The organism is Paenibacillus turpanensis, assembly GCF_011421635.1.
Taxonomy (GTDB): Bacteria; Bacillota; Bacilli; order Paenibacillales; family YIM-B00363; genus Paenibacillus_AK; species Paenibacillus_AK turpanensis.
The window spans coordinates 1-13,502 of record NZ_WTLI01000028.1 but is presented as its reverse complement, the minus strand read 5'-3'; the positions used below and the strand labels follow the sequence as shown (position 1 = coordinate 13,502).

Below are 13,502 nucleotides of genomic sequence, written 5' to 3'. Positions count from 1 at the left end.
CACCTCTGCATTAAATTACCCCAAATTGCAAAAAAAGCAATGACCCGCGAAAATATCGCCAAGTCATTGCGTTACGCTTGTTTACCGTAATGCGATAACGACACACCGGTTTGGATCTTCACCCTTACTGTACGTCTTTACAGCCGGATGGTCCTGCAAATGATAATGAACGACCTTCCGTTCCTGTGCGGACATCGGTTCCATGACGACTTCCTTCTTCGTCTTCAGCACACGCTGAACCATTCGGTCACACGTTTGCTGAAGCGTACGTCTGCGCCGCTCGCGGAACGATTCCGCATCCAGGACAACCCGGATATGCTCGTCAGCCATCCGATTCACGACAATATTCGTCAAATATTGTAGAGCATCCAACGTCTGCCCCCGGCGTCCAATGACCATCCCCAGGTCGGTACCGATAATATTAAGCAGGGTACCTTCCTCACCGCCATCTTCCGCCTTCACATCCGCCTTAAGCCCCATCGCTGATAGTACGTCCTTTAAAAATTGGATCGTGCCTTCGATCGGATCCTCCGTATACACCAGCTCCACCTTAGCTTCCTTCGAGCCAATGAGCCCAAACAGTCCTTTGGCTGGCTGTTCGATTATATTGATCGTAACCCGTTCTTCCGGTACACCCAATTCGGAAAGACCCGCTTTAATCGCTTCATCGATTGATTTCCCCGTAACGATTAATCGTTTCTCCACTATTGAACACCCCTAGTCGAAGACGCTCCTTTACGCAAATCACCATAAATAAAATAGGATTGAATAATCGTAAAGATGTTACCATACACCCAGTACAGAGCAAGTGCAGATGGGAACTGCATCGCCATCACGAAAATAAGCACCGGGAAAATTAACATTAAGCTTTGCATCTGTGCATTCGGCTGTTGAGGCATAACCTTATACTGCAGATAGGTAGTAATGGCCGCCAAAATCGGAAGCACCCACACGTTCGGCTCACCCAACTGCATGCCCAAGAACGTATGCTCACGAATATGTCCGTTACGCATAATTGCGTTATAGAGCGCAATCAGGATTGGCATTTGTACTAATAAAGGAAAGCATCCTGCCAGCGGATTGACCCCATTCGCTGTAAACAGCTTCATCGTTTCTTCCTGCTGCTTTTGTGGGTTATCCTTAAACTTCTTGCGAATTTCCTGCATCTGCGGCTGCAGCAGCTGCATCGCCTTCGAGCTCTTATACTGCTTTAAAGTAAGCGGCAGCACCAGTAAGCGGATAATGATCGTAACGAACAAAATCGCAAGTCCATACTGCCCGCCGGTCAGCTCTGCAAACCAATCCAGCAAGAACGAAATCGGGAAAACAAAATATCGGTCCCAAAAGCCATTGTTCGGATCAATCGGATTCGACGCCGGATCAACGGCGGAACATCCGGATAACACCAATATGGTGGATAATGCGAATACTAGCAGCAAACGTTTACGAGACAAAACGGTCTCCTCCTAACCTACTCTATCCATCACAATATAACATATTCCAGGGGGACAAGGAAACATGCCTCTCATATGCGCGGTTTTGCACTGGGAGCCTGATACAACCCGGCCCGCTTCAAAACGTGGATCAAGCTTTTGCGCATCCCCTCATAATCCAGCTCAAGCGCCGGCTTTCGGACAATCACAACAAAATATGTACCCGGTGTAATCGAATGCTCCATATGACGCAAAATTTCCTTTAACATCCGCCGAATTCGATTTCGGACAACAGCTCCGCCTACTTTCTTGCTCACAGACAAGCCGACACGGAACGCGTCTGCTTCGTCATTCGGCATATGGTAGACGACAAATTGATGATTCGCTGATGATTTGCCATGTCGATAAACACGCTGAAAATCATTCCGGCTTTGCAGACGAAGTTCCTTCTGCATATTCTTCACAACCCTTCGCGGCTGTATCGCTTCCTAGGCTTGACTGATTTGAAGGAAATTAAACAGCCGCATTTCGACAAAATGCTCAAACCCCTCAAATGCGAAAAAAAGGCCACCATTAAAGTGGCCTTCTTCATTATGCAGTAAGAACTTTTCTACCCTTCTGACGGCGAGCTGCAAGAACCTTACGTCCGTTCTTCGTGCTCATGCGCTTACGGAACCCGTGAACCTTCTTCCGCTTGCTCACATTCGGTTTAAATGTTGGTCTCATCTATCGGCACCCCCTTAAGGTATTCATTATCCAGTTCAAAAAACGCCTTTTTCAATTTAACCACGGTAAGGCCTGAAAGTCAAGGAAGAGGTGCATGTAAATAACTTCATACTATAGATCCGCAAAAACAACCTTCACTTGTCCACATACCAAACCTAAAAAAGTATCCCACTCACCAACAAATTCTCCATCCACATGTGGACAACCCGTTTTTGAGAAAACGTAGGATTTTGTCGATTAGCAACAAAATATCAACAATATCTTGTGGTGTGGGTAATTTTAAACCACAAGTTATTGAATTTGTGGATAACAACAGCTTTTCATTGAAAAACCTAGGGGTTTTTGCTATCATTATTTTGTTTTCACCTTGTGGATGATTGAAATCCATCCCCTACTTATTCACACGCTGTGGATAAGTATGTGAACAACCTATCCCCTTCTTAATAACAACGATGTGGCTAATTCGAGTTATGTGGACAAAACTCGACAGCCTTTTTTTTCTTCTCGTCGAACTTTATGGCTTTGTCTTGCTGTGCAACGGATTAAAGGAGTGGAATCATTCGTGGAAAGCCATCCTAATGAATTATGGCAAAATGTCCTGCTCGTCATGCAGGGCATGTTGAATAAACCGAGCTTCGACACTTGGCTGAAGGGAACGAAAGCGACTGTCTTCACGGATCAAGAGGTTGTGGTACTCGCTCCTAACAGCTTTTCAAGGGATTGGCTGGAGAAGCGGTACACGAAACTAATCCGTACGGCTGTGCTGGAGTCTACCGGTCGCCAGGTTGATGTGAAGATCGTCTCCCAGGAGGATAAGCCGGAACGACCGGCAGAGCAGCCTGCTCCCCCTGTAGCGCAGCCGCCTAGAACCAGACCGGCAGACGAATCCTTCGCCCCGATGCTGAACCCGAAGTACACCTTCGATACGTTCGTTATCGGATCCGGGAACCGTTTTGCGCATGCCGCATCGCTGGCCGTGGCCGAGGACCCGTCGAATTCTTATAACCCTCTATTCTTATATGGAGGCGTTGGACTCGGGAAGACGCATCTGATGCATGCGATCGGACATTATATTTTGCAGCATAATCCGAATAATCGGGTCATGTATATTTCGTCCGAGAAATTTACGAACGAATTTATTAATGCCATCCGCGATAATCGTGGAGAAAGCTTCCGCAGCAAGTACCGCAATATGGATGTACTGCTCGTGGACGATATTCAGTTTATTGCCGGAAAGGAATCCACCCAAGAGGAGTTTTTTCACACGTTCAATGAACTGTATGAGGCGGGGAAGCAAATTATATTATCAAGCGACCGTCCGCCCAAGGAGATTACGACGTTGGAAGACCGTCTGCGCTCCCGCTTCGAGTGGGGCTTAATTACCGACATTCAGCCGCCGGATTTAGAAACGCGCATCGCCATTCTCCGCAAGAAGGCGAAAGCGGAAAACCTGGACATACCGAATGAAGCGATGATGTATATCGCGAGTCAAATTGACACGAATATTCGCGAGCTCGAAGGGGCGCTCATCCGCGTTGTCGCATATTCCTCGCTAATTAATGAGGATGTATCGGCCCATTTGGCTGCCGAAGCGCTGAAGGATATCATCCCTTCCAGCCGACCGAAAATGATCACCATTGCCGACATTCAGCAGAAGGTTGGAGAGTACTACGGGCTTAAGATGGACGATTTTAAAGCCCGCAAGCGGACGAAAGCGGTCGCCTTTCCAAGACAAATTGCAATGTACTTAGCGCGGGAAATGACCGACTTCTCGCTTCCTAAAATCGGCGAAGCCTTTGGAGGACGCGACCATACAACCGTCATCCACGCCCATGAGAAAATATCCGAATCCATAAAAGCAGATCAGGATTTATTTAAAATCATAAATACGCTCCGCGAAAAAATTAAAAATCCGATATAATGATTTTTGTGGGGATAACGAAAAAGCCTATGCACACTTTATTCACATGTGGATAGGCTTGTCCTTTTTAGAGTTGATACAGTTATACACATATTCAGGGCCCCTACTACTTGTACTATATCTTTTTTATATAAAGATAAATAAAAAGAAATCGCGTTTTTTTCTCATCACTCGACAATTCTTAGCAGCATTCGCTGCAAATATAGGAACCAAACCTCAAGGAGGAAATCATGAAATTTACGATCGATAAACATTGGCTGAATGAAGCCATCGGCCATGTCAGCAAAGCTATTTCCAGCAGAACAACAATACCGATCCTATCGGGTATTAAATTTGACGTCCGTCATGACGGCATTACCTTAACTGCCAGTGATACAGATATATCTATTCAACGATTTATCCCTGTAGAACATGAAGGACATATTATTGTTCAAGTGGAGCAAACTGGCAGCTTGGTCATCCCTGCGAAATTTTTTGTTGACTTGGTACGAAAGCTTCCATCCGCTCAAGTGCTTATTGAACGTAAAGAGATGTATCAAATCCTGATTCGTTCCGGTAATTCCGAAGTATTATTAGCAGGACTTGATGCCGAAGAATATCCGGTTCTCCCAAGCCTGGAAGAAAACCAGATTATTACGTTGAACAATGATCTGTTGAAATCCATGATCCGGCAAACCGTTTTTGCTGCTTCCTCCAATGAAGCCACTTCAGTACTGACCGGTGTGTTATGGACCCTTCACGACAGTACGCTTAAGTTTGTCGCGACAGACCGGCATCGCCTGGCAAGCATGGAGGTTCGATTAGAATCGACTCCTGTTCAATTTACGAATATTGTTATTTCCGCAAAAACACTGAATGAACTATACAAGCTGCTGTCGGATCAAAACCAAAAAATCGATATTGTCGTAGCGGACAATCAGGTTTTGTTTAAAATCGACTCGTTATTGTTTTTTACCCGTATTCTTGATGGAACGTATCCGGATACGACAAAAATTATTCCACAGGTGTATAAGTCCGAAATCGTATTTCAGACGAAAGAGCTTGCCGATGCCATTGATCGCGCATACTTAATGTCGAGAGAAGAAAAAACGAATATCGTTCGTATGTCGGCTGCGGATGATGGGGAAATCGAAATTTCCTCCAGCTCGACGGAAATCGGTAAAGTAACGGAGCAGCTAGTTGCGAAGATCGTTACAGGAGAGCCGCTTAAGATTGCGTTCAACTCGAAATATATGCTGGATGTACTGAAGGTCATCGATAGTGAAACGATTCGCATCGGATTCACTGGAGCAATGAGTCCGATGATTGTAAAGCCGGACGAGCATACACAAATTTTGCATCTTATTTTGCCGTACCGGACTACTGGATAATTCGCAAAAGGAGCGATTAAACATGGTGGATCAGCCCGTTCCCGTCTCGATTGATACAGACCATATTACGCTAGGACAAATGCTTAAAATTTCGGATTGTATTTCAACAGGCGGACAAGCGAAGTTTTTTTTAGCGGAGGTAGCCGTCCAGGTAAACGGAGAACCCGAGCAGCGCCGCGGCCGTAAGCTGTACCCTGGGGACACGATTGAAGTGGAAGGGTTCGGCCCCTTTATCATTGTCTCATCCTAACGAAGGTTTGGAGGCTGTCTTTTGTTTTTACAGAGCTTAGCTTTAACGGATTACCGCAATTACGAGCGGCTTGAACTGGAAACGGGAAATCGTGTGAACCTTATCATTGGCCCGAACGCTCAGGGGAAAACGAATTTGCTCGAAGCGATTTACGTGATGTCCTTAACAAAATCGCACCGGACGCATAAGGACCGCGAGCTCATTCGTTGGAACGCGGAACGGGCCTCCCTTCGTGCGCAGCTTGATAAAAAATACGGCGCGGTGTCCTTGGATTTGTCTATTGCATCCAGCGGAAAAACGGCAAAAATCAACGGGCTTGAGCAGCGCAAGCTGAGCGCTTATATCGGTGCGCTGAATGTCGTATTGTTTGCGCCGGAGGATCTGGATATCGTTAAAGGAGCGCCGAATATTCGGCGCCGTTTTTTAGATATGGAGATTGGGCAAATTCAGCCGACATACCTTCACCATTTATCGCAATACCAAAAGACGCTGGTACAGCGAAACAATTTTCTGAAGCAAAGCAGCGGTTCTCTTTCTTCCGCCTCCAAAACGATGCTGGAAGTTTGGGATGAACAATTGGCCAATTTTGGTATTAAAATCATGAAAAAACGTCAAAACTTTATAAAAAAGCTGCAAATTTGGGCGGAATCGCTTCATCGCGGCATTACAAACGGCCAAGAACAGCTCGATATTGTGTATCAGCCTGCCATTGAAATTGAGGAGTCGGAGGAAGAATCTGTTCTCTTCGAGCGTTTTATGTTAAAGTTATCTCATATGCGTGAACAGGATTTACGGCGTGGGACAACACAGACTGGGCCGCATCGCGATGATATTCATTTTTATATTAACGGGAAAGAGGCCCATGTATTCGGATCCCAAGGACAGCAGCGCACAACTGCATTATCCTTGAAGCTTGCCGAAATTGAGCTGATTCACGAAGAGGTCGGCGAATACCCCCTGCTGCTGCTGGACGATGTGCTCTCCGAGCTGGATCAGTATCGTCAGACGCAGCTGATTGAAACGTTTCAGACCAAGGTACAGACGTTCATTACATCGACTGGCGTGGAGGCTATCGACTTCGCAAAGCTGGAGGACGTCGGGACATACCGAGTGACCGAAGGAAACGTAACAAGGAGCTGAGGCCGTGTTTATTCATTTGGGCGGAGAAAAGATTATTCAATCCTCGGAGCTCATCGCGATTTTTGATGTATCCGTGGAAGCATCTTCGAAAATATCCAAGCAGTTCGTAACGAATGCTCAGAAAACCAAAAACATGGTTGTCATTGGCGAAGAAGAAACGAAATCGGTCGTGGTGACGAAGACGAAGGTGTACTATTCTCCCATTTCCTCCACCACGCTCAAGAAGCGGGCGAACCAGCCTCTGTCGTTTTAATTTTATATTTAACTTCAAGGCTTTTGCAGATTAAGGAAGTAGGTGGCACGTTTGTCATTGAATCAACATACGTACGATGAGAATCAGATCCAGGTGCTTGAGGGTCTTGAAGCGGTTCGAAAACGGCCGGGCATGTATATCGGCTCCACGAGCGGACGAGGCCTTCACCATCTCGTTTGGGAGGTCGTCGATAATAGTATCGACGAAGCGCTAGCCGGATACTGTACTGCAATTCAAGTCATTGTACATGAAGATAATTCGATCACCGTCATCGACAATGGTCGGGGAATTCCGGTCGGAGAGCATGCCAAGATGAAGCGGCCTGCTCTTGAAGTCGTTATGACTGTACTCCATGCCGGCGGAAAATTCGGAGGAGAAGGCTACAAGGTCTCCGGTGGTTTGCACGGGGTCGGTGTTTCCGTCGTGAACGCACTTTCCGAACAGGTGATCGTTACCGTACGCCGCGAAGGAAAGGTGTATCAGCAGGAATACCGGCGCGGGGCGCCGCAGTACGACTTGAAGGTAATCGGCGAATCGGAGACGACAGGCACGACGGTCACTTTTAAGCCGGATGCAGAGATTTTTACGGAAACTACCGTTTACGATTATGATATTTTGCAATCCCGGATTCGCGAGCTGGCCTTCTTAAACCGCGGCATTGCGATCACGCTAAAAGATGAGCGGACCGGAAACGAAATTACTCATATGTACGAGGGCGGCATCGTTTCCTTCGTGGAATGGCTCAATCGCAACCGTGAGGCGCTTCATTCGCCTCCGGTATATGTCGAAGGCAGCAGAGAGCATATCCATGCGGAGGTAGCCCTTCAGTACAACGACAGCTACACCGAGAACATTTATTCGTTTGCGAACAACATCAATACGCACGAAGGCGGAACGCATGAATCCGGCTTTAAAAGCGCTTTGACAAGAGTCGTAAACGATTACGGGAAGAAATACAATTTGCTGAAGGAAAACGACGGCAATTTGTCCGGGGATGATGTGCGGGAAGGCCTAACGGCTATCATTTCCGTAAAAATCCCGGAGCCGCAGTTTGAAGGACAAACCAAGACAAAGCTCGGCAACAGCGAGGTTCGCGGAATCGTGGAATCGTTGTTTGCGGAGAAGTTCCTGGAATTCCTCGAAGAGAATCCTTCGATCGCCCGCAAAATTTTGGAAAAGGGCGTTCAAGCGGCAAGAGCACGGGAAGCGGCGCGTAAGGCCCGCGAATTAACTCGCCGCAAAAGCGCGCTTGAGGTCAGCTCCCTGCCAGGTAAGCTGGCGGACTGCTCGTCCCGTGACGCGTCGATCAGCGAGCTTTACATCGTCGAAGGCGACTCCGCCGGCGGGTCGGCGAAACAGGGCCGCGATCGCCACTTCCAAGCGATCCTGCCGCTGCGCGGTAAAATTTTGAACGTGGAAAAGGCGCGCTTGGATCGGATTTTGTCGAATGCGGAAATCCGCGCGATCATTACTGCGCTTGGAACCGGCATTGGCGACGATTTCGATATTGCCCGCGCGCGTTATCATAAGATAATTATTATGACGGACGCCGACGTCGACGGAGCCCATATTCGTACGCTGCTGTTGACGTTCTTCTACCGTTACATGCGGCAAATTATCGAAGCGGGTTATATTTATATTGCCCAACCGCCACTGTACAAAATCGAGCGCAGCAAGAACATTCGCTACGCTTATAACGAAAAGCAGCGCGATGCGATTTTGGCGGAATTCGGCGAGGGTGTTAAGCCTAATGTTCAGCGTTATAAGGGGCTTGGAGAGATGAACCCGGACCAGCTGTGGGATACGACGATGGATCCGGGTACACGGACCCTGCTTCAAGTGAGCATTCAGGACGCGATTGAAGCCGACGAAGTGTTCGATACGCTGATGGGCGACAACGTTGAACCGCGCCGCGATTTCATTCAAGAGCATGCAAAGTATGTAAAGAACCTCGATATTTAACAAGAACAGGAGTAGAAAAAGGGCTGTCTCCGAATGAAAGGAATCATTTCAGAGTCAGCCCTTTTGCTCATCATTAAAGATTTTACGTAAGTCCTGTTCGTATAAACTGCGCGCAGTAATCGATAATATCGCTTCGTCTCACAATACCGATGAACCGGTTTCGGTCGTCGGTTACGGGGACAAAGTTTTGTGATTTGGAAAGTAGAATGAGATGCTCCATATCGGCATCAATTCGCACCGGCTTATTATTCATCCGCAGCGGAACGTCTTTAAGTGAGTAGTGATGTGCGGTATCAAGCGATAAGCCCGATGTATTCTTTAAATGCCAGAGCAGGTCGCCTTCTGTGACAGTCCCGACATATTCGCCCTCTTCGTTCACAATGGGAACCGCCGTATACCGGTGAAACTCCATTTTTTCGAGTACTTGGCGGATGGTCGCGTCTTCATGAATATGGATGACGTCGCTCTTCGGCAGCAAGAAAAAGGCGATGTTCACGCCAAATCAACTCCTAGTTTTGAATCGGACTATGTTTAGTATAAACTTGCGTTTATTTGTCGTCCAGAAGTGAAAATACTATAATAGATTTATATGTCTGGAGAAGGAAGGTCCGCATGTCAGAAGAACAACAAAATTCCCAAGTACTTGAACGCGATATCGGCACAGAAATGAGAAGCTCCTTCCTCGATTATGCGATGAGCATTATCGTAAGCCGTGCTTTGCCGGATGTCAGAGATGGACTTAAGCCGGTTCACCGCCGGATTCTATATGCCATGTCGGAGCTGGGCATGTCGCCCGATAAGCCTTTTAAGAAATCGGCTAGAATTGTCGGCGAAGTCATCGGTAAGTATCACCCGCACGGTGATTCAGCGGTATATGAAACCATGGTGCGTATGGCGCAGGACTTTTCTTTACGTTACATGCTTGTCGACGGGCACGGAAACTTCGGTTCCATCGACGGTGACGCTGCGGCGGCGATGCGTTATACAGAAGCCCGTCTATCCAAGATGGCCATGGAGCTTCTTCGTGATTTAAACAAAGACACCGTCGACTTCGTACCAAACTATGACGGGGAAGAGCAAGAGCCCGCAGTACTGCCTGCCCGATTCCCTAACTTGTTAGTAAACGGCGTTTCCGGGATCGCTGTCGGTATGGCTACGAATATTCCGCCTCATAACTTAGGCGAGGTTATTGATGGCGTTCTGCAGCTGATTCGTAACCCTGAATCGACGCCTCTTGAGCTAATGCAATATATTAAAGGCCCTGATTTTCCAACCGCTGGTTATATTTTAGGCCGCGAAGGCATCAAGCAAGCGTACGCGACAGGACGCGGTTCGGTAACGATGCGTGCCAAGGCTACGATTGAAGAGAATAACGGAAAAGCTCGAATTATTGTTCATGAGCTGCCGTACCAGGTTATCAAAGCAAGACTTGTAGAAAAAATCGCTGAGCTCGTTCGGGAGAAGAAGATCGACGGCATTACAGATCTGCGGGATGAATCCGACCGCAACGGTATGCGGGTTGTGATCGAGCTGCGCCGCGATGTTAATCCGAATGTTGTTCTCAACAATTTATATAAGCAAACGTCTATGCAGCTCAACTTTGGCATTAATATGCTCGCTCTCGTCAACGGAGAACCGAAGGTTCTGAATCTTCGAGAAGTGCTGTATCATTATTTGCAGCATCAGATCGTTGTCATCCGCAGGAGAACGGAATTTGATTTGAAGAAAGCGGAAGCACGGGCGCATATTCTAGAGGGTCTACGCATTGCGCTTGACCATATCGATGAAATCATTGCCCTAATCCGCGGTTCCCGCACCACCGATGAAGCTCGCGAAGGATTAATGTCTCGCTTCGGACTGAGCCTGGATCAGTCGCAGGCGATTCTGGATATGCGTCTGCAGCGCCTCACGGGCTTGGAGCGCGAGAAAATCGAAGCGGAATACCAAGAGCTTTTGCAAAAAATCGCAGAATTCCGGGCTATTCTTGCCGATGAGCAGCTCGTGCTGAACATCATTAGCGAAGAATTAACGGAAATTAAAGAAAAATTCAACGATGAGCGCCGTACGGAAATCACGGTCGGTGAGGAAAGCATCCTGGATGAAGACCTGATTCCTCAAGAGGATGTCATTATCTCGATCACGCATTCCGGTTACGTAAAGCGCCTTAAGGTGGATACTTACCGCAGCCAGAAGAGGGGCGGCAAGGGCGTCATCGGCATGGACACAAAGGAAAACGACTTTGTCGAACATCTGTTTGTGACCAATACGCATGACTACCTGTTCTTCTTTACGAATAAGGGCAAAGCGTACCGCATTAAAGCCTATGAAATTCCGGAGCTGGGCCGGACGGCAAGAGGAACACCGATCATTAACGTCTTGCAAATTGAGCAGGGTGAAACGATTAATGCGGTGATCCCGGTTTCCAGCATGGAAGCCGAAGTGAACCTGTTCTTTACGACGAAGCAAGGGATCGTAAAGAAAACACCGCTTGTCGAATTTAATAACATCCGTAAGGTCGGAATCATTGCGATTTATCTCAGGGATGATGACGAACTGATCGGGGTAAAATTAACAACGGGCGACCAACAGATCGTTATCGGAACCAAGATGGGCATGTCCATCCGCTTCTCCGAGGATGATGTACGCTCGATGGGCCGTGCGGCTACAGGGGTAAAGGGGATCTCACTCGAAGATGACGACCAGGTTATTGATATGGACGTCGTCCATGAAAATGACGATGTATTGATTGTAACCTCGAAGGGTTACGGCAAACGTACCCCAATGAATGAATACCGCATTCAAACAAGAGGCGGCAAAGGCATTAAGACGTTGAATATTACCACGAAGAATGGCTACGTTGTAGGGTTAAAGGTTGTACGTGAGGATCAAGATTTAATGATCATGACGGCATCCGGCACGATGATCCGTACTAGCATGGCGGGCGTTTCTTCGATGGGACGGAACACTCAAGGTGTTCGTTTGATCAATATTCGCGACGAAGACGAAGTAGCAACTGTGACTCAGGTAGAGCGCAGTGAAGATATTGAGCTCGATGCTGAGCAAGAAGATGAATTGGATGGAATCGAATAAAAAATAAGGATTGGGTCTTTATTCCCAATCCTTTTTCCTTTAAAATGATCATATTATGGGCTAAAAAGGTGGTTTTGCTTCATGGCAATAGTTCCCGTTTCCCAGATTAAACTTGGCGATAGAATAAACGAAGACGTCGTTACCCGCTTAGGAAACGTTCTGCTGCAAAAAGGGAAGACCATTTCGCAACGTGAGCTAGATGTACTTCGTGCCTTTATGATTCATTCGATTTCAATCCAGAGCACGGTTGATGCTGCAAAGCCCTTGGAAGAAGAAGAGCTTACCAGCAACAATGTTGAGTCTGAAAAAATGGTCCTTTTTCAAAAGGATTTCGATGATACCGTTTCGAAGATGAAGAAAATGTTCGCGCTGGCCGATGCGGGTGCCCCAATGCCGGTCTTAGAGATCCGCACCCAGCTTGAAACCCTTGTAACCAATCTAGATCAATACAACATTTTAACGTTTACGAATAAAAGAGCTGCACTAGCGGATTATCTCTACAACAACAGCATTATGGTGGCCTTAAGCTCCTTTATGCTGGCCCGCTGGTATGGCTTGCCTCAAAAGGATTGGACTCAGGTAGCGATGGCTGGTCTGCTTCATGACATCGGCAATGTACGGGTCGACCCAGCGATCCTAAATAAAACAAGCAAGCTGATGGCTCATGAGCTTGAGGAAATGAAAAAGCATACCGTTATCGGGTACAACATTTTGAAATCTGTAACGGGCCTCAATGAAGGGGTTAAACTAACGGCACTTCAGCATCATGAAAAAGAGGACGGTACCGGATATCCTCTTGGGCTCAAAGGAGATAAGATTCACATTTATGCGAAGATTGTTGCTGTCGCCGATATCTTCCACGCGATGACCTCCAATCGAAAGTACAAAGATGCACAGTCCCCTTACCTTGTTCTGGAGCAACTACAAACGGAATCGTTCGGTAAGCTGGATCCGCTCGTTGTTCAAACCTTTATCGATAAAGTAACCTCATTCCATAATGGAACCGTCGTTCGGCTTAATAACGATTCCATCGGAGAGATCGTATTTACGGATTCGAAACATCCGACACGACCCATGGTCAATGTGGAGGGCAGAATTATTAATCTCGCTTCGGAGCGGACGATGTTTATTCAGGAAGTTATTAAGCCATAGCCTTTAAGAAGAAACAACTTATTGCAGCTTCATATGGATAGGGCTCCTATAACGGGGCTCTATTTTTTGATTTTAAAGGTTTGATAAAAAAAGTTATAAAAAAAGCTTGCAATGCATATATGGGCTATGTTATATTAATCAAGTCGCCGCTGAGCGGTGGCTGAAATAAAAGAAGTGCTCCTTGAAAACTGAACAACGAGCGTTA

13 protein-coding genes are annotated in these 13,502 nt (G+C 47.1%); 8 read left to right on the top strand and 5 right to left on the bottom strand.

What is annotated here, in order from left to right; translation table 11 throughout:
* Window positions 1-81: 81 nt before the first annotated feature.
* From jag to rpmH, 4 genes are all read right to left on the bottom strand, one after another.
* Complete coding sequence (jag, locus tag GQS10_RS20650) at window positions 82-705, bottom strand: RNA-binding cell elongation regulator Jag/EloR (protein ID WP_166245805.1); 624 nt, start codon at window positions 703-705, stop codon at window positions 82-84.
* Entirely contained in the window at window positions 705-1,454 is a 750-nt protein-coding gene (gene yidC, locus GQS10_RS20645) for a membrane protein insertase YidC (protein ID WP_166245803.1), read from the bottom strand. Before yidC ends, jag begins: the two co-directional genes overlap by 1 nt.
* 71 nt (window positions 1,455-1,525) lie before the next feature.
* Window positions 1,526-1,888, bottom strand: a complete 363-nt coding sequence (rnpA, locus tag GQS10_RS20640) for a ribonuclease P protein component (protein WP_166245801.1) — start codon at window positions 1,886-1,888, stop codon at window positions 1,526-1,528.
* Between the two features lie 136 nt (window positions 1,889-2,024).
* A complete protein-coding gene (gene rpmH / locus GQS10_RS20635; protein ID WP_166245799.1) occupies window positions 2,025-2,159 on the bottom strand; it encodes a 50S ribosomal protein L34 in 135 nt (44 codons plus the stop codon).
* A gap of 562 nt (window positions 2,160-2,721) precedes the next feature.
* On the opposite strand from rpmH, the gene dnaA reads away from it, so the two are divergent.
* The 6 genes from dnaA to gyrB all read left to right on the top strand — a co-directional run bounded on the left by dnaA (window position 2,722) and on the right by gyrB (window position 9,055).
* Window positions 2,722-4,080 carry a chromosomal replication initiator protein DnaA gene (dnaA, locus tag GQS10_RS20630; protein ID WP_166245897.1) on the top strand — a complete coding sequence of 453 codons (1,359 nt, stop codon included), beginning with the start codon at window positions 2,722-2,724 and terminating at the stop codon, window positions 4,078-4,080.
* Between the two features lie 230 nt (window positions 4,081-4,310).
* Complete coding sequence (gene dnaN / locus GQS10_RS20625) at window positions 4,311-5,450, top strand: DNA polymerase III subunit beta (RefSeq protein WP_166245797.1); 1,140 nt, start codon at window positions 4,311-4,313, stop codon at window positions 5,448-5,450.
* Window positions 5,451-5,472: 22 nt separating this feature from the next.
* On the top strand, window positions 5,473-5,700 hold the full coding sequence (yaaA, locus tag GQS10_RS20620; RefSeq protein ID WP_166245795.1) for a S4 domain-containing protein YaaA: 228 nt from the start codon (window positions 5,473-5,475) through the stop codon (window positions 5,698-5,700).
* 21 nt (window positions 5,701-5,721) lie between these two features.
* Window positions 5,722-6,840 carry a DNA replication/repair protein RecF gene (gene recF / locus GQS10_RS20615; protein ID WP_166245793.1) on the top strand — a complete coding sequence of 373 codons (1,119 nt, stop codon included), beginning with the start codon at window positions 5,722-5,724 and terminating at the stop codon, window positions 6,838-6,840.
* A 4-nt stretch (window positions 6,841-6,844) separates the two neighbouring features.
* Entirely contained in the window at window positions 6,845-7,093 is a 249-nt protein-coding gene (gene remB, locus GQS10_RS20610; protein WP_166245791.1) for an extracellular matrix regulator RemB, read from the top strand.
* A gap of 51 nt (window positions 7,094-7,144) precedes the next feature.
* The gene (gene gyrB / locus GQS10_RS20605) at window positions 7,145-9,055 is read left to right on the top strand and encodes a DNA topoisomerase (ATP-hydrolyzing) subunit B (RefSeq protein WP_166245789.1); all 1,911 of its coding nucleotides are present in this window, start codon (window positions 7,145-7,147) and stop codon (window positions 9,053-9,055) included.
* A gap of 82 nt (window positions 9,056-9,137) precedes the next feature.
* Here gyrB and GQS10_RS20600 read toward each other — a convergent pair whose 3' ends face one another.
* Window positions 9,138-9,551, bottom strand: a complete 414-nt coding sequence (locus tag GQS10_RS20600; RefSeq protein WP_166245787.1) for a CBS domain-containing protein — start codon at window positions 9,549-9,551, stop codon at window positions 9,138-9,140.
* Window positions 9,552-9,667: 116 nt separating this feature from the next.
* On the opposite strand from GQS10_RS20600, the gene gyrA reads away from it, so the two are divergent.
* The gene (gene gyrA / locus GQS10_RS20595; protein ID WP_166245785.1) at window positions 9,668-12,145 is read left to right on the top strand and encodes a DNA gyrase subunit A; all 2,478 of its coding nucleotides are present in this window, start codon (window positions 9,668-9,670) and stop codon (window positions 12,143-12,145) included.
* Between the two features lie 81 nt (window positions 12,146-12,226).
* Complete coding sequence (locus GQS10_RS20590; protein ID WP_166245783.1) at window positions 12,227-13,297, top strand: HD-GYP domain-containing protein; 1,071 nt, start codon at window positions 12,227-12,229, stop codon at window positions 13,295-13,297.
* Window positions 13,298-13,502: the final 205 nt, after the last annotated feature.